A 23,479-nucleotide genomic window follows, 5' to 3' on the forward strand; every position below is an offset into this window, starting at 1 on the left:
GCGGCTGCCGCTACGCCCCTTGCGGGCTGCCGCAGGATGATCGTCATTGAACGACCCGGCAGCGGATGCGCCGGGTGCCATCTGGAGAGTCATGCATGAAGATTGCCGAGCACTGCTTCCTGATCACGGGTGCCGCCTCCGGCCTGGGGGCTGCCACAGCGGACCGTCTGGTGGCCGCCGGTGGACGCGTCGTACTGGCTGACATCTCCGAGGCCGCACGCGAGCATGCCGCGGCACTCGGTGCGTCGGCACGCTTCTGTCATTGCGATATCACCGATTCCGAGAGCGTGAGCGCGGCGCTGGATGTCGCCGAGCAGAGCTTCGGAGCCCTTCATGGCGTGATCCACTGCGCGGGCGTGGTGAGCGTCGCCAAGCTGGTGGATCGCGAGGGGGCACCGGCGCCGCTGGAAGGGTTCGAGAAGACCCTTGCCATCAATCTGAGCGGTACCTTCAACGTGGCGCGTCTCGCGGCGGCCCGCATGGCGCGCAATGTGGCCGAGGGGGAAGACGGAGAGCGCGGCATCATTCTCAATACCGCTTCGGTCGCGGCCTTCGATGGCCAGATAGGGCAATGTGCCTACAGTGCTTCCAAGGCCGGGGTGGCAGGCATGACCCTGCCGATGGCACGCGAACTGGCGCGTCACGGCATTCGCGTGATGGCGATTGCCCCTGGCGTGTTCGAGACACCGATGATGGCAGGCATTCCGGAGCCTGCTCGCGAGGCGCTGTGCGAGGCCGTTCCGTTTCCCAAGCGCCTGGGGCGGCCCGATGAATTCGCTCGCCTGGCCGAACACATCATCACCAACGGCATGCTCAATGGGGAAGTGATCCGTCTCGACGGCAGCATCCGCATGGCCTGAGCCTGCCGTCTCGCGATCACGCACGACGACCTGAAAGCAAGGAATCTCTGGGGGAGATATTGCTCGACCACATGAGTGGTCGGGCTTTTTTGTGTCCGCGTGCCACCAATGTCTCACGGCCACGATCAAACGATCGCTTGACTGACGATCGGGGTGGCGCTAATTTCAAACGAATGTTTGATAGTGGTCGGGTCGATCCCGCGAAAGGATCCCGCTGCCACGCCCCCATTCATGTGCATAGCCACCATTTCCCGCTTTCAGATGCTCGGAAGTGGCTGTGTCAGGTCATCGCCGCCGCGTCGCGACGGCACAAGGAGTACAGCATGCCGGACTATCAGGCGCCCTTGCGCGATATTCGCTTCGTGATGAATGAGCTGCTCGACTACCCCGCGCATTACGCCCGCCTGCCGGGTGGCGAAGATGCCAGTGATGACATCGTCAGCGCGATTCTCGAGGAAGGGGCACGCTTTGCCAACGAGGTGCTGACGCCGCTCAACCAGTCGGGCGATCTCGAGGGCTGTACCTTCGAGGGGGGAGAGGTGAAGGCGCCGCGTGGCTTCAAGGCCGCCTATCAGCAGTATGTCGAGGGCGGTTGGCCGAGTCTGGCAGCCTCACCGGAGCATGGTGGCCAGGGCCTGCCGCCGTCTCTGGCGATGGTGCTCTCGGAAATGGTCGCCTCCGCCAACCTCTCGTGGGGCATGTATCCGGGGTTGTCACATGGCGCGATGAACGCCCTTGAGCACCATGGCAGCGAGGTGCTCAAGCAGACCTATCTGACCAAGCTGGTCGAAGGCCGCTGGACCGGCACCATGTGCCTGACCGAACCGCACTGTGGCACGGATCTGGGGCTGATCAAGACCCGCGCCGTGCCACTGGATGACGCCGATGGCAGCAAGGGGTACGCCATCAGCGGTACCAAGATCTTCATCTCCGCCGGCGAACACGATCTCTCGGAGAACATCGTGCATCTGGTGCTGGCCAAGTTGCCGGACGCGCCGGAAGGCTCACGCGGCATCTCGCTGTTCGTGGTGCCGAAGTCCCTGCCGGATGCCAGTGGCGAGGCCGGAGAGCGCAACGGTGTCAGCTGTGGCTCCATCGAGCACAAGATGGGCATTCACGGCAACGCGACCTGCGTGATGAACTTCGACTCCGCGATCGGTTATCTGGTCGGCCCGCCGCACAAGGGGCTGGCCTGCATGTTCACCATGATGAATGCCGCGCGGCTTGGCGTGGGCATCCAGGGCGTGGCGCTGGCCGAGGCCAGCTTCCAGAATGCGCTGAGCTATGCGCGGGACCGTCTGCAGATGCGAGCTCTCTCGGGGGCCAAGGCGCCGGAGAAGGCAGCCGACCCGATCATCGTGCACCCGGACGTACGGCGCATGCTGCTGACCCAGAAGGCCATCGCCGAGGGCGGACGCATGCTGGTGATGTACGCCGCCCAGCTCAATGATCTTGTCGAGAATGCGTCGGACAGCGAAGAGAAGACTCGTGCCGACACGCTGTTGGGCCTGCTGACGCCCATCGTCAAGGCCTTCCTGACCGAGACCGGCTTCGAGGCGACCAACCATGGGGTGCAGGTGTTCGGTGGCCACGGCTTCATCCAGGAGTGGGGCATGGAGCAGTTCGTGCGCGATGCGCGCATCACGCTGCTCTATGAAGGCACCACCGGTATCCAGGCGCTGGACCTGCTGGGACGCAAGATCCTGATGAGCCAGGGCGAGTCGCTCAAGGTCTTCACCAAGGAGATCCACAAGTTCTGTCAGGCCAGCGAAGGCAGCGAATTTGCCTCGCCACTTGCGGAGCTCAACCGCGAATGGGGTGAGCTGACCATGGCGGTGGGCATGGGAGCGATGCAGGACCGCGAGGCGGTCGGTGCTGCCAGTGTCGATTATCTGATGTATGCCGGTTACGTCACGCTGGGCTACCTGTGGGCGCGTGCCGGTGAGACCGCCAGGGCAGCGCTGGCATCTGGCACGGGGGACGCGACCTTCTACCAGGCCAAGCTGGATACCGCACGCTTCTACTTCCAGCGCATCCTGCCGCGTACCCAGGGGCATGCCGCGATGATTCGTGCCGGCGGCGAGACGCTGATGGCACCTGCGGTGGAGGGCTTCGGCAGCGGGTTCGAGATCTGATCTCACGTCCACACGCTGAATTCGGTCTGTTTGTCAGGCAATCATGTGCCTCCAGTCAGTGCGCTCTGACTCGGATTTCTCGGGGAGACTTCGGTCTCCCCTTTTTTGTGGCGGGTCATTCCTGCACGGGTCGCGCCGGTCTGCAGAACATTCTCTTCTCTTTGTGTCCTGCGCTTGGCTTGTGACGGTCAGACGCCCAAGATAGTCGCAGTGACAGCCTGTCCCTCCCAGTGCGCGGGAGATGACATGCGGGACTCAATTTGCAGTAACTGACAGGATAGGTGGCGCAGGATGCAGGCTAACGATACCCCTGAAGATGCCGCGCAGGAGTCAGGGCGGTCCTCCCGCTCAGAGCAGGCCTCATCGAGGCCCGAAGTGCCGAGCAGTGAGGGCGGCGACGACGCGCATGACATGATGGTGGGTGAGCCTAGCGGTGTCAGCGAAGGCACTTCCGCCGAGGAGGCCGTGGCACGCATGCAGGTGCCGCGAGACGAGCGTCAGCAGGAAGCGCTGGAGCTTTCCGGGCGTTCTCGCCATGTCCCCAAGGTCCGCAAGGCGCTGGAGATCCATCCGCTGCTGGTCGGCATGGCCGCGCTGGTGGTGATCATCGGTGGCCTCAAGATGGCGGCAGACCTGGTGGTCCCCTTGCTGATGGCGGTGTTTGTCGCGGCGGTCTGTGATGCGCCGGTGCGCTGGCTGGCCCGACACGGTATCGGCCAGCGTTTCGGGGTGCCCATCGTCATCCTGACGGTCTGCATCCTGTTTTCCTCGCTGGCGGCCTTGCTGGTCTCACGCTTCACCCTGTTCAGCGATGAGATGCCCAAGCTGGAGGAAAGTCTGCGGGAGCAGTATCAGAGCATGCTGGAATGGCTGGCAGGCCACGGCGTCTCCATCGCGCCGGCGCGCTTCAGTGAGCTGGTGGATCCGGCATCGCTGACGCAATGGGTGCCTAACCTGCTCACCGGGCTGGGCGGTCTGCTGTCTTCCAGTGTCATCATCGTGCTGACGGCCACCTTCCTGTTGTACGAAGCCCTGTCGCTGCGCGACAAGCTGATCACCACTCTGCGCAGCCCGCATGTCAGCCTGCGCCGCTTTACGCTGTTCTCGTTGACGCTGCGACGTTATCTGGCGGTCAAGACGTTGATCAGTCTGGTGACCGGTGCGCTGGTCGGCATCAGCTGTCTGGCACTGGATGTGGAGTTCGCCTTCCTGTGGGCCACGCTGGCCTTCTGCCTCAACTACATTCCCAACATCGGGTCGGCGCTGGCCGCGGTGCCGGCAGTATTGCTGACGCTGGTGATGCCGGAGGGTGGGGCGGTCAAGGCGTTGATGCTGGGCGGCTGCTACCTGGCGATCAATTTCATTCTCGGCAACATGATCGAGCCGCGCGTGATGGGGCGGACGCTGGGGCTGTCGACACTGGCCGCCTTCCTGTCACTGGTGGTGTGGGGCTGGGTGTTCGGCCCGGTGGGGATGCTGTTGTCGGTGCCGATCACCATGACGCTCAAGATCGCCTTCGACTCGCACCCGGGCACGCGCTGGGCGGCACGCCTGCTGGGACCCTCCGCCAGACGCATTCGACGTCGCCGACGCATGGCGGAGGAATAGCGCGTCGGCAAGGCGTGTCTTCGCGGGCTCGATGAGCCCGCGCCCCCTGAATGCAGAAGGGAATGCAGAAGGCCCCGTCACGTTGAGCGTGACGGGGCCTTCAGGTGTTCATCTCGTGCCTGGTGACTGCCGGGGCAGCCACCTTCGAGCGGACCGGTTTAGAGGTTCTGCTCGATGAACTGGCTCAGTTGTCCCTTGGACTGGGCACCGACCAGCGAGGCGACCTTGGCGCCGGACTTGAACAGGATCACGGTCGGCACGCCACGCACGCCTTGCTCGGCGGCGATTTCCGGTGCGTCATCGACATTGACGTTGACGATCTTCAGGCCTTCGCCCTTCTCGTTGGCGACTTCCTCGACGACCGGCGCCATCATCTTGCACGGGCCACACCAGGGCGCCCAGAACTTCAGCAGTACCGGGGCTTCAGCGTTGAGAACTTCCTGTTCGAAGTTGGCGCCGGTGACATCGACGTGATTGGACATCTTGTTTCTCCAGGGGATTCGTTTCGCTGTCTGCGGCATTGCCGGACATGCAGGCTGCGTCCGATGGTAGCGCCACTTTCCATCACTGACAAATGGGCATTGTCCATCGACTCAATAGCACGGGGTTATGATCGTTGGTATTTTTATAGCTGTTTTATTGGTTGGAGGGAATAGCCACGCAGCAGGCAATCACGATTGCCTGCTGCGACATTGGTCTGGATTACGCGTGCAGCAGCAGAGGAAGGGCGGGATCAGAAGAAGGCGTAGCGGATGCCAAGCCCCAGCAGCAGGGTGGTGAGCAGCCCCTGCAACAGGCTGCCGGGCATGTGGCGCGTCAGGCGTGCGCCAAGGCTGATGGCAGGCAGGGAGCCGACCAGCAATGCGCCGAGCAGCAGGAAATCGACATTGCCCAGCCATAGATGCCCCAGGCCTGCGACCAGTGTCAGTGGCACGGCGTGGGCGATATCGGTGCCGACGATGCGTGCGGTACTCAGAAGCGGGAACAGCATGATCAGCACGGCCGCCCCGAAGGCACCGGCGCCGACGGAGGACAGGGTGACGCATACGCCCAGCACGATGCCCGACAGCACGGTCAGCGGTGCCGCATGCCGCACGATGAAGCTTTCCGGACTGATCAGGCCCAACAGGCGTTTCTTGAACAGCAGCACGCCGGCGGTGAGGATCAACATCACGCCCAGCATGCCCTTGATCAGGCCTGCGTAGGCGGTGGGGTCCGTGAAGAAGGCATGCAGCACTCCGATGGTCACCAGCGCGGCGGGGATGGAGCCCAGGGCCAGGCGACGGGTGATGGTCCAGTCCACATGCCCCTGGCGATGGTGCGCGAAGGCACCGCCGGCCTTGGTGATGGCGGCGTAAAGCAGATCGGTACCGACCGCGACATGCGGCGGAAAGCCGAACATCAATAGCAGCGGTGTCATCAGTGAGCCACCGCCCACGCCGGTGACACCGACCGCAAAGCCCACTCCGGCGCCTGCCAGTACGTATAGCAGCAGCTGTGTGACATCCATCCCTTGTCTACCCCTTGTCAGGTTACTGCCGTCAATCTACTCTTGACTGTATATTCCCGAAAGGAATCATTGTTCATGATTTTATCGCCCGATCATCTTAGCAGGGTGAACGGCCATGTCCGGGCCACTGTCGCGCTCTCCCGCGTCGACGGGGCTTCTCAGGAGAGTGAAGTCGCATGAAACTCCAGCAGTTGCGTTACATCTGGGAAGTGACCCGACACAATCTGAACGTGTCAGCGACCGCTCAGAGCCTCTATACCTCACAGCCGGGGATCTCCAAGCAGATTCGTCTGCTGGAGGATGAGCTGGGCGTCGAGATCTTCGCGCGCAGTGGCAAGCATCTGACGCGCGTGACGCCGGCGGGTGAGTCGATCGTCGAGCTGGCAAGCCAGGTGCTGCGCACGGTGGAGAACATCAAGCATGTCGCGCAGGAGCACAGCGATGATCGCCGTGGCAGTCTGGCGATCGCCACCACCCACACCCAGGCACGCTATGCCCTGCCGCCGGTGATCGCCGATTTCACGCGCAAGTACCCGGATGTCGCGTTGCACATGCAGCAGGGCACCCCGAAGCAGATCGCCAACATGGTCAGTGAGGGGCAGGCCGATTTCGCCATCTGCACCGAGTCGCTGGAGCTGTTCAACGACCTCATCCTGCTGCCGTGCTACCGCTGGAATCGCTGCGTGCTGGTGCCGAAGGATCACCCGCTGGCCAATGGCGAGGAGCTGACCCTCGAGACACTGGCCAGCTATGCGCTGGTCACCTACACCTATGGCTTCACCGGGCGCAGCCAGCTGGATGATGCCTTCAAGTCACATGGCCTGGCACCCAATGTCGTGCTGACCGCCTCGGATGCCGATGTCATCAAGACCTATGTGCGCCTGGGCATGGGCATCGGCATCGTCGCGCACATGGCGGTGGACGAGGTGGCGGACGAGGACCTGGTGGCGCTGGATGCGACGCATCTCTTCGACAGCTCGACGACCAAGATCGGCATTCGTCGCGGCACCTTCATGCGCAGCTACATGTTCGAATTCGTCGAACGCTTCGCGCCGCACCTGACACGCGATCGTGTCGAGGCGGCACTGGCCGCCGGCCCGCGTCATGAGCACGAGATCTTCCACGATATCGAGCTGCCGGTGCGCTGAGTGCCGGTGGGCTGAGTGCCGCTCGCCTGACCTGCCTTTGCGCAAATGAAAACGCCCGCCTCCTGAGAGGCGGGCGTTTTGCGTGTGGCCGACAGGATCAGTGCGCCAGGTGCAGGCCACACTCACGGTTGTCTTCCGCCTTGGTCGGGTCGACGTAGTCGAACTCGTTGGGCAGGTCGTGGGCGACCAGATACTCGTGCATCTGCTTGGAGGACCAGTGGAGCACCGGTGCGACCTTGATCAGGCCATCGCCGTTCAGCGAGACCGGCTGCATGCCGGCACGGAAGGCGGTGTCACTGGCGCGCACGGCGGTGAACCACATCTCGGGGTTCAGCTCACGCAGGGCACGCTCGAAGGGCTCGAGCTTCACTTCGCGGGTGAAGGCTTCGTGGCGCGGGTCATCGATATGCGGCGTGAGGCCATCGACGGCTTCACGGTGCGCGCGGGTACGCTGCGGCAGATAGATGATGCGATTCAGATTCAGCTTGCGCGTCACCTCATCGGCGAAACGATAGGTGGCATCGGTGTTGTAGCCGTTGTCCATCCACACGATGGGGATGTCAGGACGGAAGCGCGTCACCATGTGCAGGATCACCGCCTCGAAGGGGCGGAAGTTGGTGGTGCAGATGGCGTGCTTGTCCAGCGACAGGGCCCAGCGAGTCAGGGCTTCGGGGTCGTTGCCGAATTCGGCATTGATGCGGGCGAGATCGAAGGTATCGGACATGAGGAGTCTCCAGAACGAGGGCACGTCCGATGGAGCGGGGCGCAGGGCTGATCAATGGCCAGGGAAAGCCATCAGCAGAGGCGGGTAGCGCTCAAGGAGACGTGCAGGAATGCGCCTACCCTATCAAAGGCGGGCACTGCTTCCCCAATACGAATTCGTTCGATCGTTATATGCCATCGAGTTATGGCGCTCATGACGCCTTATAACGCAGTCTGTCAGCCGAGTGCTTCCATCAGTCGCTGGATCTTGGCCAGGCTTTCGCGGTATTCGGCCTCTTCCTCGGAATCGGCGACCAGGCCGCCGCCGCCCCACAGGTGCACCTGGCCCTCGGCGATCACCGCCGTGCGGATCGCGATGGAGGTATCCATGTGCCCGCGGATGTCCAGGTAGCCGAGGCTGCCGCAATAGGCGCTGCGGCGAACCGGCTCCAGCTCCTCGATGATCTGCATGGCGCGGATCTTGGGCGCGCCGGTGATGGAGCCGCCGGGGAAGGCGGCGCCGAGCAGATCCAGCGCATCGCGCCCTTCCTCCAGCGTGCTGGTGATGGTGCTGACGGAATGGTGCACGTTGGCGTAGCTCTCCAGCGCGCACAGCGATGGTACCTTGACGCTGCCCGGTGCCGAGACACGCCCCAGATCATTGCGCAGCAGGTCGACGATCATCACGTTCTCGGCGCGGTCCTTGGGACTGGCCAGCAGCTCGGCGGCCAGTCGGGCGTCCTCTTCCGGTGTCGCGCCACGTGCGCGGGTGCCCTTGATCGGCTTGGTCTCGACCGCGCGGTGATTGACCTCGACGAAGCGCTCCGGCGAGACGGAGACGATCGCCATCTCCTCGCCCTTGGCGTCCTGCCAGCTCAGATAGCCCGCATAGGGCGTCGGCGTGGCCTGACGCAGACGCAGGTAGGCATCCCAGCTGTCGCCACTGCAATCGGCGGAAAAGCGCTGGGTCAGGTTGATCTGGTAGCAGTCACCAGCGTGCAGATACTCCATCACCTGGCGGAAGCGTTCGCCGTAGCCCGCGCGATCCAGCAGCGGCGCGAAGGGGGTGTCGAGGGCGAAGTCGGCGCTGCTCGGCGCCGGTTGCTCCAGCCATTCCAGCACCTGCTTGCGACGCTGTGATGAGGCGATCAGCCAGCTCTGCTGACGCTGATGATCACTGATCAATGCCCAGTCGTAGAGACCGAGCCGCGACCAGGGCAGGGCGATGTCGTCCTCGGCCGTGGCGGGCAACGTCTCGAGTGCGCGCCCGAAGTCATAGCTCCAGTAGCCCAGCAGGCCGGCGATGAACGGCAGGTCCTCGGCTGTCAGGTCATACTGGGCGAGCTCTTCGCCCGCCAGCGTCTGCGGCAGCAGGGTCAACAGCTGGCGCTGGGCCTCGATCACCGGCAGCCGCGCGAGGCGCTCCAATGCTTCACTGAACTGGCTCAGGTCACGCATCGACTCCGGCAGTGGGCCGGTGAGCCTGCCGCCGTGCGCGCCTTGTTCCAGCACGGCCAGCGGGTCGCTGCTGATGATGTCGAAGCGACCGCCGGCCAGTGAAGGCTGGCCGCTGTCGAGCAGCACGGCGTCGGGGCGCGTACGCAGGCGTGCGAAGCGCGACAGTGTGGAGGCCTCGTCCTCGGCGGCGAGGGCGTAGGGCAGGGCAGTGATTTCGAGCGAGATGGTCATGACAGCTTCCGTTGGCGGACAGGGCATTCTAGGCATCCAGACGCGTTTTGTCCGCCCATGCGTGCGGATTCCGATGATGGGCTGTCCTTGTTGGCTTGCCGTTCTCCCGTGCGCTGATTAAGGTGCCTGCCTCTGAACGCCCTGCGCCGTCATCGACGACTGCCCCGACGCGTGTGCTGACGTTCGCCCAGTCCTCTTGCCCAGTCGCTTGCCCAGCCCCTGGCACCCTACCGGAGCCCTGCATGCATCCCGAGTTCGAACATGGCCAACATCTGCTGTCACGTCCTGACCAGACCCTCTTCTGGCAGCGTCTGACGCGTCGTGAATCAAATGGTGGGCGTCGCTTGCTGATGCTGCACGGCGCCGGGGTGGCCGGCACGCTGACCTGGGCGCCGCTGGTCGGGCATCTCACGGCCCATGACGAGCTGATCATTCCTGACCTGCGCGGCATGGGGCAGACGGTGTCACCCGATGGCGGTGAACCTCCCTTCACCCTCGAGCAGGTGGTCGAGGATGTGATGGCCTTGATCGAGACGCAGCGCATCACGCATTTCGACCTGATCGGCTACAGCTTTGGCGGGCTGGTCGCCATGCGTCTCGTCCAACGTCTGCGCGCCGAGCGCCCGGAGGTGAAGGTCGGCGACATCAGCCTGCTGGAACCGGCGCTGCTGGAGCGCGAATGCCACGCCACCATGATCCAGGTGCGCGATGGCTACGCCGAGGCTGCGCATGCGATGCGCGAGGCGGCAAGCCCCGAGGCGGGGATCACCGCGTTCCTCGACCTCATTTCCCCGCATCGCACGCGCAACCCGCGTGCCGAGCGCATGATGGTGGCGCGCCTGGCGCATCGTCATCTGGGCTTCGCCAATGCCCTGGACTGTGTCACGCATGCCGTGCGCGAGATTGACCGCGAGGCTCTGCTGGCTGACGTGCTGGCGGCAGGCGGCGAGGTACGCAGCATGGTCGGTGGCAAGAGCCCCACGACCCTGCGTGACTATCATGCGCTGCTGGCCGAACGTCATCCGGGCTGGCAATCGCTGGAAATCCCCGGCACCGATCATTCGCTGCCCTTCCAGAAACCCCGCCGTATCGGCGCGGAGCTCAGCTTCGGCTAAATCTGGAGGATTGTCGACAAGCCTGCCGATGAAAGGGCGAGTCGCCGAGAGTCGAACGCCCCGTCAGCTTGCGCTGGCGGGGCGTTTTTCGTGCCGTTCATCGTGCCTTGCCGTGCCGCCAGACGGTGCTGGCGGGTTGGCTTGCATGACGAGGTTCAGGGCATTTCAACCTTGTTCTGACAGCAATTTTTCCAGCAGGGTAGCCGTGTCTAACGCCAAAGGTGTAGAGGATTTGGCGGATTGCATCTTGACCCACACAGGCGCGCTGGCTAGTCTGGCATTCAGTGAATGATTGTCGACAATGGTGCTGAAAGTCCCTCGCTGCCATTGCCTTGCCTCTGTCCCTTGCCAGCCGGATTGCCTGACCGCCATGACCACCGATGCCTTTCACAATGCCACCACCGCTCGAAGCCTTGCGCGCGGCGCGACTGCCGAGCAGGCAGGTCACACCGCTTCCGCGACGGCAGCGACCCCCGAGGTGCGCACCTTGGCCGAGCGTGTCTTCCATCAATTGCAGGACGCCATCGTGCGTGGCGAGCTGGCACCGGGCAGCAAGATCACCGAGCCCGGCCTGGCGCAGGCCTACGGGATCTCGCGCGGACCGCTGCGCGAGGCCATGCGCCGCCTCGAGGTCCATCGTCTGATCGAGCGCGTGCCCCACGTCGGCGCGCGGGTGGTCAAGCTCTCGATGACCGAGCTGCTGGAGCTGTTCGATGTGCGTGAGGCACTGGAAAGCATGGCCGCCCGTCTGGCCGCACGCCACATGACACAGGAAGAGGTCGCGCGGCTGCGCAGCGTGCTCAAGACCCACGAACAGCAGTCGGACCTCAAGACCGGTACCGCCTACTTCCAGAAGGAAGGCGACCTCGATTTCCACTATCAGATCGTGCTCGGCAGCCACAACCACATGCTGATGACGATTCTCTGTGATGACCTCTATTACCTGGTGCGCATGTACCGCACCCAGTTCAGCGCCAGTGGATCACGCCCGCAGAAGGCCTTCGTCGAGCATCATCGCATCGTCGATGCCATCGAGTCCGGCGATGAGGAACTGGCGGAGTTGCTGATGCGCCGCCATGTCAGCGCCTCGCGGGAGAACGTCGCCCGCCGCTATGCCGCCACGCTCAAGCAGGAGCAGGGCGAAGAGTGAGCTGACGCACCGCTCACGACTTGAACCGACCGAACAATTCCAACCCCGTCATGGGCCCAGCCCGGGAGATGTCATGTCACGCCATCTGAGTTCCACCGCCCTGCCAAGCCCCGGTGCCCGCTTCCGCGCGGCGCTGGAGGCCAATCGTCCGCTGCCCATCGTCGGCACCATCAATGCCTACACCGCCATCATGGCCGAGCGCGTCGGGCATCAGGCGATCTATCTGTCCGGTGGTGGCGTGGCCAATGCCTCCTACGGTCTGCCGGATCTGGGCATGACCAGCATGAATGACGTGCTGGAAGATGCGCGTCGCATCACCGCCGCCAGCGAGCTTCCGCTGCTGGTGGACATCGATACCGGCTGGGGTGGCGCCTTCAACATCGCGCGCACCATTCAGGAGATGGAGCGTGCCGGCGTGGCTGCCGTGCACCTGGAGGACCAGGTCGCCCAGAAGCGTTGTGGACACCGTCCCAACAAGGCCATCGTCTCCAGCCAGGAGATGGTAGATCGCATCAAGGCCGCTGCCGATGCGCGTCGTGATGACAGCTTCTATCTGATCGCGCGCACCGATGCCTTCCAGAAGGAAGGGCTTGAAGCCGCCGTCGCACGTGCCAACGCCTGTGTCGAAGCCGGTGCCGACGCCATCTTCGCCGAGGCGGTGCATACCCTCGAGGACTACCGTGCCTTCTGTGAGGGCGTCGACGCGCCGATCCTGGCCAACATCACCGAATTCGGCGCCACGCCGCTGTTCAACCAGCGCGAGCTGGGCGATGTCGGCTGCCGGATGGTGCTCTATCCGCTGTCTGCCTTCCGCGCCATGAACGCCGCCGCCCTCAAGGTCTACCAGAACATCCACGACAAGGGTGATCAGAAGGATGTCGTCGACGACATGCAGACCCGCATGGAGCTCTACGACTTCCTCGATTACCACACCTTCGAGCAGAAGCTGGACACCCTGTTCGAGGCCGAAAGCCGCAAGGATTGATGCCAGACGCTCGAGACGGACGCCATGTCTCGCCTCTGGAGGTCATCGGCTTCACGGGCCGGCACTCTCGGCCCGACCGTTTCTCCCTCGCTGGCAGACGCCTGGCCGGCGAGGGGCTTGACGCTTTATGCCCTACAAGAAAAAGAACAACTCAATGACGTCACTGCCAAGGAGATCACGCCATGTCAGATACCATCGCCAATCCGACCACCGCTACTTCGAGCACCAGCGCCCCCAGTGGTCTACGCGGCCAGAGTGCCGGTGAGACGGCGCTGTGCACCGTCGGCAAGTCCGGTTCCGGTCTGCGCTATCGCGGTTACGACCTGGAAGACCTCGCCAGTCACGCAGCCTTCGAGGAAGTTGCCTATCTGCTGCTCAAGGGCAAGTTGCCCAATCAGGCGGAGCTGGATGCCTATATTGCACGCCTCAAGGGGTTGCGGGGTCTGCCGGACGCCCTGAAGGCGGTACTTGAGCAGATTCCGGCCAGCGCTCACCCGATGGACGTGATGCGCACCGGCTGTTCGATGCTCGGCAATCTGGAGACGGAAGAGAGCTTCGATGAGCAGTCCGACCAGGCCGACCGCATGCTGGCGGTGTTCCCGTCGATCATCAATTACTGGTATCGCTTCAGCCATGATGGCGTGCGCATCGACACCGAGACCGATGACGACTCCATCGGCGCGCACTTCTTGCACCTATTGCATGGCGAAGCCCCCAGCGAGCTGCATGCCGCGGTGATGAATACCTCGCTGATCCTCTATGCCGAGCACGAATTCAATGCCTCGACCTTCACCGCACGTGTCTGCGCCTCGACGCTGTCGGATCTGCACTCCTGCGTGACGGCAGCCATCGGCTCGCTGCGCGGGCCGCTGCATGGCGGTGCCAACGAGGCGGCGATGGCGATGATCGAGCACTGGCGCTCACCGGAGGAAGCCGAGCGCGAGATTCTCGGCATGCTGGAACGCCGCGAGAAGATCATGGGCTTCGGCCACGCCATCTACCGTGAGCGTGACCCGCGCAATGCAATCATCAAGGAGTGGTCACGCAAGCTGGCGGACGATGTGGGCGATACTCAGCTCTACGCCGTCTCCGAGCGCGTCGAAGCCGTGATGTGGCGCGAGAAGAAGTTGTTCTGCAACGCCGACTTCTTTCACGCCAGCGCCTATCACTTCATGGGCATTCCCACCAAGTTGTTCACGCCGATCTTCGTCTGTTCACGCCTGACCGGCTGGGCGGCGCATGTCTTCGAGCAACGCGCCAACAATCGCATCATCCGCCCGAGCGCCGATTACACCGGCCCGGAGCATTGCGACTGGCTGCCCATCGAGCAGCGCGACTGACCCTTTCCTCGGCCAGTCAGCGTGCTGGCCGATCGTTTTCCTGATCGCCTGATGAGTCCGGATGCCCATGAATACCGAGTATCGCAAACCCCTGCCTGGCACGGCGTCACCGGGTACCCCGGTCGACTACTTCGATGCGCGTGCCGCCGTGGAAGACATCGCCCCCGGCGCCTACGCCGGTCTGCCCTATACCTCACGCGTACTGGCCGAGAACCTGGTGCGTCGCTGCCCGCCGGATCAGTTGCGTGACAGCCTCGTGCAATTGATCGAACGCCGCCGTGATCTCGACTTCCCCTGGTACCCCGCGCGCGTCGTGTGTCATGACATCCTCGGCCAGACCGCGCTGGTCGACCTGGCCGGCCTGCGTGACGCCATCGCCGAGCGCGGCGGAGACCCGGCCAAGGTCAATCCGGTGGTGCCGACCCAGTTGATCGTCGACCACTCGCTGGCGGTGGAACATGCCGGCTTCGACAAGGATGCCTTCGCCAAGAATCGCGCCATCGAGGAGCGTCGCAACGAGGACCGCTTCCACTTCATCGACTGGACCCGTCAGGCCTTCGAGAACATCGACGTGATCCCGCCGGGCAACGGCATCATGCACCAGATCAATCTGGAGCGGATGTCGCCGGTGATCGAGTCGCGCGCCGATGAAAAGGGCCATCAGGTCGCCTTCCCGGATACCCTGGTGGGCACCGACAGCCACACGCCACATGTCGATGCGTTGGGCGTGATCGCCGTCGGCGTCGGTGGGCTGGAGGCCGAGAGCGTGATGCTGGGGCGTGCCTCCTACATGCGCCTGCCCGACATCATCGGCGTGCGCCTCACCGGGCGCCCGCAGCCGGGCATCACCGCCACCGATATCGTGCTGGCGTTGACCGAATTCCTGCGCGCCGAGAAGGTCGTCTCCTCCTATCTGGAATTCTTCGGCGAAGGCGCGGCCAGCCTGACGCTGGGTGATCGCGCCACCATCTCCAACATGACGCCGGAGTACGGCGCCACGGCGGCGATGTTCTACATCGACCAGCAGACGCTGGATTACTTGACCCTGACCGGCCGCGAGCCGGAGAACATCGCGCTGGTCGAGCGTTACGCACGCGAGACTGGCCTGTGGGCAGATGAGACCGGCCATATCGAGGGCGCGGTGGAATATGAGCGTGAGCTGATCTTCGATCTGTCCTCGGTGGTGCGCACCCTGGCGGGGCCCTCCAATCCGCACAGTCGCGTGCCGACCAGCGAGCTGGCCGCGCGCGGCATCTCCGGCGTGGTCGAGCATGAGCAGGACGAGGACGGGCGTGACCTGATGCCGGATGGCGCGGTGATCATCGCCGCCATCACCAGCTGCACCAATACTTCCAACCCGCGCAACGTCATCGCCGCAGGGTTGCTGGCTCGGCGCGCCAATGCGCTGGGACTGACGCGCAAGCCGTGGGTCAAGACCTCGCTGGCGCCGGGCTCCAAGGCGGTGCAGCTGTATCTGGAAGAAGCGGAACTGCTGCCGGAACTCGAGCAGCTCGGCTTCGGCATCGTCGGCTTCGCCTGCACCACCTGCAACGGCATGAGCGGTGCCCTGGACCCGGCGATCCAGCAGGAAATCATCGAGCGCGATCTCTATTCCACCGCGGTGCTGTCCGGCAATCGCAACTTCGATGGCCGTATCCACCCCTACGCCAAGCAGGCCTTCCTGGCCTCGCCGCCGCTGGTGGTCGCCTACGCCATCGCCGGCACCATCCGCTTCGATATCGAGAAGGACGTGCTGGGGCATGCGCCGGACGGCTCGCCGATCATGCTCAAGGACCTGTGGCCGAGCGACGAGGAGATCGACGCCATCGTCGGCTCCAGCGTCAAGCCGGACCACTTCCGTCAGGTCTATATCCCGATGTTCGAGGCCAGAGACGACCGCGATGCCTCCACCAGTCCCCTGTATGACTGGCGCGAGATGAGCACCTACATCCGTCGTCCGCCGTACTGGGAAGGCGGCCTGGCCAGCGCGCCGACGCTCACCGGCATGCGGGCACTGGCGGTGCTGGGGGACAACATCACCACCGATCACCTGTCGCCCTCCAATGCCATCATGGCCAGCAGTGCGGCGGGCGAGTATCTGGCCGCGATGGGCCTGCCGGAGGAGGACTTCAATTCCTACGCCACCCACCGTGGGGACCACCTCACTGCACAGCGGGCCACCTTCGCCAATCCCAAGCTGATCAATGAGATGGCGGTGGTGGAAGGGGCAGACGGCAAGCGCGAGGTCAAGCAGGGCTCGCTCACGCGTCTGGAGCCGGAAGGCAAGGTAGTGCGCATGTGGGAGGCCATCGAGACCTATATGCAGCGCAAGCAACCGCTGATCATCGTCGCCGGCGCGGATTACGGCCAGGGCTCGTCACGTGACTGGGCGGCCAAGGGCGTGCGGCTGGCGGGGGTCGAAGTCATCGTCGCGGAAGGCTTCGAGCGCATCCACCGTACCAACCTGGTGGGGATGGGCGTGATGCCGCTGCAGTTCGCCGCCGGTACCACGCGCAAGACACTGGCGCTGGATGGCAGCGAGATCTACGCCGTCGAAGGCGAGCCAGCACCAGGTGCCCAGCTCACGCTGGTGATCGAGCGAACTGCGGGTGACAAGGCAGGGCAGGTCGAACATGTACCGGTCACCTGTCGCCTCGATACCCGTGAAGAGGTCTCCATCTACTCCGCTGGCGGTGTGCTGCAACGCTTCGCCGAGGACTTCCTCAACTCACAGACTCCGGATGAGAAGGCCGCGGGGGTACCAGCATGAGCCAGCAGGCACAGCTCAGGATTCCCGCCACCTATCTGCGTGGCGGCACCAGCAAGGGCGTGTTCTTCCTGCGCGATGAACTGCCGGAAGCGGCGCAGGTGCCGGGCCCGATGCGTGACGCCCTGTTGCTGCGCGTGATCGGCAGCCCCGACCCCTACGCCAAGCAGATCGACGGCATGGGGGGCGCGACCTCCAGCACCAGCAAGACGGTGATCATCAGTCGCAGCGAACAGCCGGATCACGACGTCGACTACCTGTTCGGCCAGGTCTCCATCGACTCGCCCTTCGTCGACTGGAGCGGCAACTGCGGCAACCTCTCGGCGGCGGTCGGGCCCTTCGCCATCGAGAAGGGCCTGGTGCCGGCCGAGCGCCTGCCGCGTGATGGTATCGCCGAGGTGCGCATCTGGCAGGCCAACATCGCCAAGACCATCATCGCGCGGGTGCCGATGTGCGAAGGGCGCGTCCAGGAAACCGGCGACTTCGCCCTGGATGGCGTGACCTTCCCGGCCGCCGAAGTGGCGGTCGCCTTCCGCGATCCCGCCGCGGGTGAGGGCAGCATGTTCCCCACCGGCAATGTGGTCGATGCGCTGGAGGTGCCGGAATCGGTGGCCGCTGGCGGGCAGATCCAGGCGACCCTGATCAACGCCGGCATCCCGACCATCTTCGTCAATGCCCGCGACCTCGGCTATCAGGGCACCGAGCTGCAGGAGGCGATCAACTCGGACGCCGAGGCGCTTGCGCGCCTCGAGACATTGCGCGCCCACGGCGCACTGCGCATGGGACTGATCAAGGATCTCGCTGAGGCGGCCACGCGCCAACACACCCCCAAGGTCGCCTTCGTGGCGCCGCCGGTGGATCACGTCGTCTCCAGCGGCCGGGAGATCAAGGCAGGCGAGATCGATGTGCTGATTCGCGCCGTGTCGATGGGCAAGCTGCACCACGCCATGATGGGCACCGCGGCTGTCGCCATTGCCGCGGCGGCTGCGGTACCCGGCACGCTGGTCAATCTTGCCGCCGCTGGCGCAGCCGAGGCTGAGTCTGGGGCCGGGCAGACTGGCGCGGCGCGTGACTCGGTGTGCTTCGGACACCCCTCCGGCACGCTCAGGGTCGGCGCGAGTGCCCATCGGCAGACAGAGACAGGCCAGGTCAGTGATGGCCAGCAAGGCGAGGGCGAGTGGACCGTCAGTGAAGCGGTGATGAGTCGCAGCGCGCGTATCCTGATGGAAGGCTGGGTGCGGGTGCCGGCGGAGACCTTGATGCGCTAGCGCCGGCATTGGCAGGCGATGGTCTACTGTCAATATATCCCTCTTGATATCCCTCCTGCGGCATCTCGATGAAAGCCGGCCTGGTATGCATGTGCAGAGGGCCGGCTTTCGCGTCTCTGTGGCATGTGTGCAGGTAGTGGGGGGAAGTACAGGTGTGACGGGAGTCGCATGCGGGCAAAGACGATCCACGACAGGAGGTCATGTATGAGCACGCCATCCTCTGAACAGACGGATGAAAGCCGTCTCAGCGCCACTCAAGCCAGTACAAGTCAGGCCAGCGCCAATCAGCGCCCGGACTATGACCCGGAGCTTCAGCAGATCGCCGACTATGTGCTGGGGTATTGCAACGATCCCCCTGTCGCGAATACGGATTCGAATGTGGATGCGGATGTGGATGAGCGGGCCGGCAAGCACGAACGATCAGGTCCCTCGGCAGAGGCGATGGACACCGCTCGTCTGTGTCTGATGGATACCCTCGGTTGCGGCATCCTGGCGCTGCGCTTCCCGGAATGCACCAAGCATCTCGGGCCGCTGGTGGCCGAGACCGTGGTGCCGCATGGTGCGCGTGTGCCTGGCACTGCCTTCAGTCTCGATCCCGTCAAGGCGGCGTGGGATATCGGCTGCACCATCCGCTGGCTGGATTACAACGACACCTGGCTGGCGGCGGAGTGGGGGCATCCCTCGGACAATCTTGGCGGCATTCTGGCGGTGGCGGATCACCTCTCGCGCCAGCGTGTCGCGCAGGGCAAGCCACCCCTGGTGATGCGCGATGTGCTGGAGAGCATGGTGATGGCGCACGAGATCCAGGGCGTGCTGGCGCTGGACAACAGCTTCAATCGCGTCGGTCTCGACCATGTCATGCTGGTCAAGGTGGCGACCACCGCGGTGACGGCGCGCTTGATGGGGGCGAATCGTGAGCAGTTGCTGTCGGCGCTGTCGCACGCCTTCGTCGATGGCCAGAGCCTGCGCACCTATCGCCATGCGCCCAACGCGGGCTCGCGCAAGAGCTGGGCGGCGGGGGACGCCACCTCACGCGGCGTGCGGCTGGCGGACATCGCCCTGCGTGGCGAGATGGGCGTCCCCGGCGCCCTCAGTGCGCCGCAGTGGGGCTTCAATGATGTCTCCTTCAGTCATGGCAACCGCGATCTCGCCCTCAAGCCTGAAGGCGAGCGACGTCTGACGCTGGCGCATCCTCTGGGCAGCTATGTGATGGAGAACGTGCTCTTCAAGGTCTCCTTTCCGGCCGAATTCCATGCCCAGACCGCCGCAGAGGCCGCCATCCAGCTCCATCCTGAGGTGCGCGACCGGCTCGAGGAGATCGAGCGCATCGAGATCACCACCCACGAATCGGCGATCCGCATCATCTCCAAGCAGGGCGCGCTCGCCAATGCGGCGGACCGCGATCACTGCCTGCAATACATGGTCGCGGTGCCGCTGATCTTCGGGGAGTTGAACGCGGATTACTATGAAGATGGCTTCCATGCCGCTCACCCGGAGATCGACCGGCTGCGTGACAGGATGATCGTCAAGGAAGAGGTGCGCTTCACCCGCGAGTATCTGGAAGCCGACAAGCGCTCGATCGCCAATGCCCTGCGGGTGGTCTTTTGCGATGGCAGTGCCACCGAGCAGGTGACGGTGGAATACCCGCTGGGACATCGCCGGCGGCGTGAAGCGTCGCTCGTTCCGCTCAAGGACAAGTGTCGGGCCAATCTGGCCACCTGTTTCCCGCCCTCGCGTTGCGACACCCTGATGGCGTTGCTGGCCGATCGCGAACGACTCGACGCACTGCCCGTGCACGAGTTCATGGCGCATTGGGTGCCGTGAGGCTGCCAGCCGCATGATGTCCCGTTGGCAATCAGTCATCCAATTGACTGTTGCCGTCATCCGGTATGGGTAAACTGGAAGCGGATTGCACAGGACGATCGACAGAGGCGCTTGCAAAGACTCGCCGAAGAGCGGGGCAACGCCTGCCGAGTCTTCATTGCAGAGGCTTCATTACAAGGGGACGCATTCATGAAAACATTTCTGCTGCTGGGCGGAATCGCGCTGATCGTCATCTACGTGATCTCGATCTACAACAAGCTGGTCAGTCTGAAGGCGCGCTTCGAGAATGCCTTCGCGCAGATAGAGGTACAGCTCAAGCGGCGCTACGACCTGATTCCCAATCTGGTCGAGACGGCCAAGGGCTATCTGAGCCATGAGCGTGGCACCCTGGAAGAAGTGATCAATGCCCGCAACAAGGCAATGGCCGCCTTGAATGCCGCAGCGGCGCACCCCGGCAGCATGGACAAGCTGGCCAGTCTGGCCGGCGCCGAGCAGGGGCTGGCGGCGAGTCTGGGCAAGCTGGATGTGGTGGTCGAGGCCTATCCGGAGCTCAAGGCCGACCAGACCATGAGCGACCTGATGGAAGAGCTGACCGCCACCGAGAACCGCGTCGCCTTCGCGCGTCAGGCCTATAACGATGCCGTCACCGACTACAACGTCTACCGCCAGAGCTTCCCGCAGGTGATGTTCGCACCGACCTTCGGTCACCGCAGTGATGCAGGCCTGTTGGCCTTCGATGACAACGTGAAGATTCGTCAGGCCCCCGATGTCAGCTTCTCATGAGCCGACCGACGGATGCTTCTCTCGCAGCGGTCTTGAGCTGTGATCCTGACAGGATAGATGGCGAGCGCGAATGAATTTCTATCACGAGCAGGACAGTGCGCGTCGTCGAACGCGGCTATTGCTGCTGGCCTTCACGGCCATGTCGCTGGTGGTGTCTCTTGCCGCCGGCGCCGTGGTGCATGTCGCGATCAGCAGTTTCCTGGGGCGCCCGGCCACCACGACGTTTGAGTATGTCTGGCCGGTGGCGAGCATCATCTTCCTGTGCAATGCACTGGTCGCCGCGCGTGAGCTGCGGCGTCTGCAGCAGGGCGGTGCGATGGTGGCCGCACGCCTGGGTGGCAAGCTGGTGGATGTCGAGACGCAGGACTCGAGCGAGCGACGGGCACTGAATGTGGTGGAAGAGATGGCGATTGCCGCCAACCTGCCCACGCCGCAGCTGTTCCTGCTGCCGCATGAGGCGATGATCAATGCTTTCGCGGCGGGCTATCGGCCACATGATGCGGTGATCGCGCTGAGTCGCGGGGCGTTGGAGCAGCTGGATCGCAACGAGCTGCAGGGCGTGGTCGCTCACGAGTTCGCCCATATCGCCAATGGCGATATCCGCCTCAACCTGCGTCTGGCGAGTGCAGTCCACGGCCTGGTGTTTCTCTCCGAGGCGGGGCGCTTCCTGATGGGGGCAGGGCGCATCGGCTTCGTGTTGGGCAGGGCGCGCTCCTCCGGTTCCGACAGGAAAGGCGGCATGCCACAGCTGATGCTGGTGGGTGTGGCGCTGTGGTTGCTCGGCAGTCTCGGCGGGCTGGGAGGGCGACTATTGCAGCGCGGGGTCGCTCGCTCACGCGAATATCTCGCCGATGCCAGTGCGGTGCGCCTGACCCGCTTCCCGGATGGCATCGCCTCGGCCCTCAAGCGTATCGGTGGCATGGGTTGGCAGGGGCGTATCCAGCATCCGCGCGCCATGACCTACAACCATCTCTTCTTCGTCGAAGCGCGCCCGCCATGGCTGACAGGCTGGTTCGACTCGCATCCTCCGCTGGATGAACGCATCAAGCGCCTGGAACCTCGCTGGGACCGGCAGTATCTGAGTGCGCGCCAGCAGCCGGTGCATACCTTCGAGCAGCAGGGCCCCATCGGGGCAGACGTGCTTGGCGGGGTCATGGCGGGTATCGCCGGCGCGGCGGTCATGGGGGAGCTCTCGCGCTCACGAGGAGAACTCGAGAGCCTGACGCTGTCGAGGTTTCTCTGCCCGCAGCTGGTGGTGGCGATGATCGCGCCCTCGGAGCTGACCACACGCGGTGTCTGGCTCACCGAGCTTGAGCGTCAGCATGACTGGCTGGATGGCAAGCGCGTGCGTGAGGCGCGGCGCAGGCTCGAGTCCTTGCCGCGGGTCGAGTGGATCCCCTTGCTCAACCGGTTGATACCGCGCTGGCGGGAAGCGGATGAGCGCGCGCATCGCATGCTCAAGGCGCAGACACCCCCACAGGACATGTTCGTCTGGTGTCTATGGCAACTGCTGCTGGAATCACTGGACCCGCGGATCGATCGCAAGAGCGACTCGCTGGCCCTGCAGCAATGCCAGCCGGCCTGTCAGCACTGGCTCGTGCTGATGGTCGGACTCATCGACGATGAAGCACTGCGCAAGGACATCTTCCTGGACGCCAGTGCGGAACTTGGTCTGGCGCTGGAGTATCCGCAGTTACAGCCGGGTGGGGATAACCCTGCGCTGCGCTGCCGTCATCTCACGCAGCTGGCGCACCTGCGCCCCATGGACAAGCAACGCTGGTTCGCGGCGCTTGCTCAGATAGTGCATGCCGATCAGACACTGGCCGATGAAGAGGTGGCCTTGCTGACACTCTTGGCGCGCGTCATGCAGCTGCCGGAAGCACGCCTGGAAGCCGCTCTCGAGACGCAGTCGCAGTCTCGTGGCGGATGGCGGGCGCAGCCGGTATCCCGGCCGGCGGAAGGATGACGCCTTGAGTGGCCACGTCCGTGACAGCGTGATGACAATCTCTTGAAAAAGCCCTTGTGCTCAGCCCGGATCGTGCGTAAAGTACGCATCCGCTGCCGGGGACGCATGGCGTTACCAGCGGTGAAAGAGGTTTGCAGGTGATTGTTTTGTTTGATGTTTTTGAAGTCCGCTTCCAAATCATCGATTGACAATCCCGGGCGATTCGCTAGAATACGCCGCACTCCTTACGGAACAGGTGATCGGGCAACGCTCCTCACCGCTGGATGATGCTTAGAGGCAGTCGATTGACTCATCATCAAGTGCTTGACTTCTCAAGCGTTCCGGATAGAATATGCCTCCTCGCTTAACAGCGACGCTCTTTAAAAATTTGATCAGGTAATTCGTGTGAGCGCTTGCCGATGAGTGGTGACAAGGTCACCAAATATCGGAGCAAGCCTCTCACGAGAAGTTTGACTCTGAACCAAGTTTGGTCTGCTTAACAGACTATCAAGCTTTCAACTGAAGAGTTTGATCATGGCTCAGATTGAACGCTGGCGGCAGGCTTAACACATGCAAGTCGAGCGGAAACGATTCTAGCTTGCTAGAAGGCGTCGAGCGGCGGACGGGTGAGTAATGCATGGGAATCTGCC

The 23,479-nt window shown here is 63.8% G+C and carries 17 protein-coding genes and 1 rRNA gene (1 of these 18 running past the window's edge); 14 read left to right on the forward strand and 4 right to left on the reverse strand.

What is annotated here, in order from left to right:
* The first annotated feature begins 95 nt into the window (after nucleotides 1–95).
* The 3 genes from QD172_RS15300 (at nucleotide 96) to QD172_RS15310 (ending at nucleotide 4,603) form a co-directional block, all read left to right on the forward strand.
* Nucleotides 96–860, forward strand: a complete 765-nt coding sequence (locus QD172_RS15300; RefSeq protein WP_136938983.1) for an SDR family NAD(P)-dependent oxidoreductase — start codon at nucleotides 96–98, stop codon at nucleotides 858–860.
* 323 nt (nucleotides 861–1,183) lie between these two features.
* Nucleotides 1,184–2,995, forward strand: a complete 1,812-nt coding sequence (locus tag QD172_RS15305) for an acyl-CoA dehydrogenase C-terminal domain-containing protein (RefSeq protein WP_279856204.1) — start codon at nucleotides 1,184–1,186, stop codon at nucleotides 2,993–2,995.
* Nucleotides 2,996–3,370: 375 nt separating this feature from the next.
* Nucleotides 3,371–4,603: an AI-2E family transporter gene (locus QD172_RS15310; protein ID WP_254696415.1), complete on the forward strand. Its 1,233-nt coding sequence runs from the start codon at nucleotides 3,371–3,373 to the stop codon at nucleotides 4,601–4,603.
* 158 nt (nucleotides 4,604–4,761) lie between these two features.
* Here the strand turns inward: QD172_RS15310 and trxA are convergent, their stop codons facing one another.
* Both trxA and QD172_RS15320 read right to left on the reverse strand, forming a co-directional pair.
* Nucleotides 4,762–5,085 carry a thioredoxin gene (trxA, locus tag QD172_RS15315; RefSeq protein ID WP_043333971.1) on the reverse strand — a complete coding sequence of 108 codons (324 nt, stop codon included), beginning with the start codon at nucleotides 5,083–5,085 and terminating at the stop codon, nucleotides 4,762–4,764.
* A 251-nt stretch (nucleotides 5,086–5,336) separates the two neighbouring features.
* On the reverse strand, nucleotides 5,337–6,113 hold the full coding sequence (locus QD172_RS15320) for a sulfite exporter TauE/SafE family protein (RefSeq protein ID WP_077379302.1): 777 nt from the start codon (nucleotides 6,111–6,113) through the stop codon (nucleotides 5,337–5,339).
* Nucleotides 6,114–6,289: 176 nt separating this feature from the next.
* On the opposite strand from QD172_RS15320, the gene cysB reads away from it, so the two are divergent.
* Nucleotides 6,290–7,261 carry an HTH-type transcriptional regulator CysB gene (gene cysB / locus QD172_RS15325; RefSeq protein WP_077379304.1) on the forward strand — a complete coding sequence of 324 codons (972 nt, stop codon included), beginning with the start codon at nucleotides 6,290–6,292 and terminating at the stop codon, nucleotides 7,259–7,261.
* Between the two features lie 97 nt (nucleotides 7,262–7,358).
* On the opposite strand, the gene QD172_RS15330 is transcribed toward cysB, so the two are convergent.
* Both QD172_RS15330 and pabB read right to left on the reverse strand, forming a co-directional pair.
* Nucleotides 7,359–7,985 carry a phosphoadenosine phosphosulfate reductase family protein gene (locus tag QD172_RS15330; RefSeq protein ID WP_077379306.1) on the reverse strand — a complete coding sequence of 209 codons (627 nt, stop codon included), beginning with the start codon at nucleotides 7,983–7,985 and terminating at the stop codon, nucleotides 7,359–7,361.
* Between the two features lie 215 nt (nucleotides 7,986–8,200).
* Nucleotides 8,201–9,652 carry an aminodeoxychorismate synthase component I gene (gene pabB, locus QD172_RS15335; RefSeq protein ID WP_279856205.1) on the reverse strand — a complete coding sequence of 484 codons (1,452 nt, stop codon included), beginning with the start codon at nucleotides 9,650–9,652 and terminating at the stop codon, nucleotides 8,201–8,203.
* Nucleotides 9,653–9,894: 242 nt separating this feature from the next.
* Between pabB and QD172_RS15340 the strand changes: the two genes are divergently transcribed.
* The 10 genes from QD172_RS15340 to QD172_RS15385 form a co-directional block, all read left to right on the forward strand.
* Nucleotides 9,895–10,767: an alpha/beta hydrolase gene (locus tag QD172_RS15340; RefSeq protein WP_084209282.1), complete on the forward strand. Its 873-nt coding sequence runs from the start codon at nucleotides 9,895–9,897 to the stop codon at nucleotides 10,765–10,767.
* Nucleotides 10,768–11,137: 370 nt separating this feature from the next.
* On the forward strand, nucleotides 11,138–11,917 hold the full coding sequence (locus QD172_RS15345; protein WP_084209281.1) for a GntR family transcriptional regulator: 780 nt from the start codon (nucleotides 11,138–11,140) through the stop codon (nucleotides 11,915–11,917).
* A 73-nt stretch (nucleotides 11,918–11,990) separates the two neighbouring features.
* Nucleotides 11,991–12,902 carry a methylisocitrate lyase gene (gene prpB, locus QD172_RS15350; RefSeq protein WP_077379313.1) on the forward strand — a complete coding sequence of 304 codons (912 nt, stop codon included), beginning with the start codon at nucleotides 11,991–11,993 and terminating at the stop codon, nucleotides 12,900–12,902.
* Between the two features lie 182 nt (nucleotides 12,903–13,084).
* Nucleotides 13,085–14,242, forward strand: coding sequence for a 2-methylcitrate synthase (gene prpC, locus QD172_RS15355; protein ID WP_279856207.1), 1,158 nt, complete (start codon nucleotides 13,085–13,087; stop codon nucleotides 14,240–14,242).
* A gap of 67 nt (nucleotides 14,243–14,309) precedes the next feature.
* Nucleotides 14,310–17,012, forward strand: coding sequence for a Fe/S-dependent 2-methylisocitrate dehydratase AcnD (gene acnD, locus QD172_RS15360; RefSeq protein WP_279856214.1), 2,703 nt, complete (start codon nucleotides 14,310–14,312; stop codon nucleotides 17,010–17,012).
* The gene (prpF, locus tag QD172_RS15365; protein ID WP_279856209.1) at nucleotides 17,009–18,277 is read left to right on the forward strand and encodes a 2-methylaconitate cis-trans isomerase PrpF; all 1,269 of its coding nucleotides are present in this window, start codon (nucleotides 17,009–17,011) and stop codon (nucleotides 18,275–18,277) included. The genes acnD and prpF overlap by 4 nt, the downstream gene beginning before the upstream one ends.
* A gap of 204 nt (nucleotides 18,278–18,481) precedes the next feature.
* Nucleotides 18,482–20,101: a bifunctional 2-methylcitrate dehydratase/aconitate hydratase gene (locus QD172_RS15370; protein WP_279856210.1), complete on the forward strand. Its 1,620-nt coding sequence runs from the start codon at nucleotides 18,482–18,484 to the stop codon at nucleotides 20,099–20,101.
* 189 nt (nucleotides 20,102–20,290) lie between these two features.
* On the forward strand, nucleotides 20,291–20,884 hold the full coding sequence (locus QD172_RS15375; RefSeq protein ID WP_279856211.1) for a LemA family protein: 594 nt from the start codon (nucleotides 20,291–20,293) through the stop codon (nucleotides 20,882–20,884).
* Nucleotides 20,885–20,954: 70 nt separating this feature from the next.
* The gene (locus QD172_RS15380; RefSeq protein WP_279856212.1) at nucleotides 20,955–22,850 is read left to right on the forward strand and encodes a M48 family metallopeptidase; all 1,896 of its coding nucleotides are present in this window, start codon (nucleotides 20,955–20,957) and stop codon (nucleotides 22,848–22,850) included.
* Nucleotides 22,851–23,345: 495 nt separating this feature from the next.
* Nucleotides 23,346–23,479, forward strand: a 16S ribosomal RNA gene (locus tag QD172_RS15385) (it continues 1,407 nt past the right edge of the window).

It is taken from the genome of Cobetia sp. 10Alg 146, assembly GCF_029846385.1.
GTDB classification, from domain to species: domain Bacteria; phylum Pseudomonadota; class Gammaproteobacteria; order Pseudomonadales; family Halomonadaceae; genus Cobetia; species Cobetia marina.

Bases quoted from the DNA above. Each gene is read 5' to 3' on its own strand.
- QD172_RS15300 (WP_136938983.1), top strand. From the start codon at position 96: ATGAAGATTGCCGAGCACTGCTTCCTGATCACGGGTGCCGCCTCCGGC.
- QD172_RS15305 (WP_279856204.1), top strand. From the start codon at position 1,184: ATGCCGGACTATCAGGCGCCCTTGCGCGATATTCGCTTCGTGATGAAT.
- trxA (WP_043333971.1), bottom strand. From the start codon at position 5,085: ATGTCCAATCACGTCGATGTCACCGGCGCCAACTTCGAACAGGAAGTT.
- QD172_RS15320 (WP_077379302.1), bottom strand. From the start codon at position 6,113: ATGGATGTCACACAGCTGCTGCTATACGTACTGGCAGGCGCCGGAGTG.
- cysB (WP_077379304.1), top strand. From the start codon at position 6,290: ATGAAACTCCAGCAGTTGCGTTACATCTGGGAAGTGACCCGACACAAT.
- QD172_RS15330 (WP_077379306.1), bottom strand. From the start codon at position 7,985: ATGTCCGATACCTTCGATCTCGCCCGCATCAATGCCGAATTCGGCAAC.
- pabB (WP_279856205.1), bottom strand. From the start codon at position 9,652: ATGACCATCTCGCTCGAAATCACTGCCCTGCCCTACGCCCTCGCCGCC.
- QD172_RS15340 (WP_084209282.1), top strand. From the start codon at position 9,895: ATGCATCCCGAGTTCGAACATGGCCAACATCTGCTGTCACGTCCTGAC.
- QD172_RS15345 (WP_084209281.1), top strand. From the start codon at position 11,138: ATGACCACCGATGCCTTTCACAATGCCACCACCGCTCGAAGCCTTGCG.
- prpB (WP_077379313.1), top strand. From the start codon at position 11,991: ATGTCACGCCATCTGAGTTCCACCGCCCTGCCAAGCCCCGGTGCCCGC.
- prpC (WP_279856207.1), top strand. From the start codon at position 13,085: ATGTCAGATACCATCGCCAATCCGACCACCGCTACTTCGAGCACCAGC.
- acnD (WP_279856214.1), top strand. From the start codon at position 14,310: ATGAATACCGAGTATCGCAAACCCCTGCCTGGCACGGCGTCACCGGGT.
- prpF (WP_279856209.1), top strand. From the start codon at position 17,009: ATGAGCCAGCAGGCACAGCTCAGGATTCCCGCCACCTATCTGCGTGGC.
- QD172_RS15370 (WP_279856210.1), top strand. From the start codon at position 18,482: ATGAGCACGCCATCCTCTGAACAGACGGATGAAAGCCGTCTCAGCGCC.
- QD172_RS15375 (WP_279856211.1), top strand. From the start codon at position 20,291: ATGAAAACATTTCTGCTGCTGGGCGGAATCGCGCTGATCGTCATCTAC.
- QD172_RS15380 (WP_279856212.1), top strand. From the start codon at position 20,955: ATGAATTTCTATCACGAGCAGGACAGTGCGCGTCGTCGAACGCGGCTA.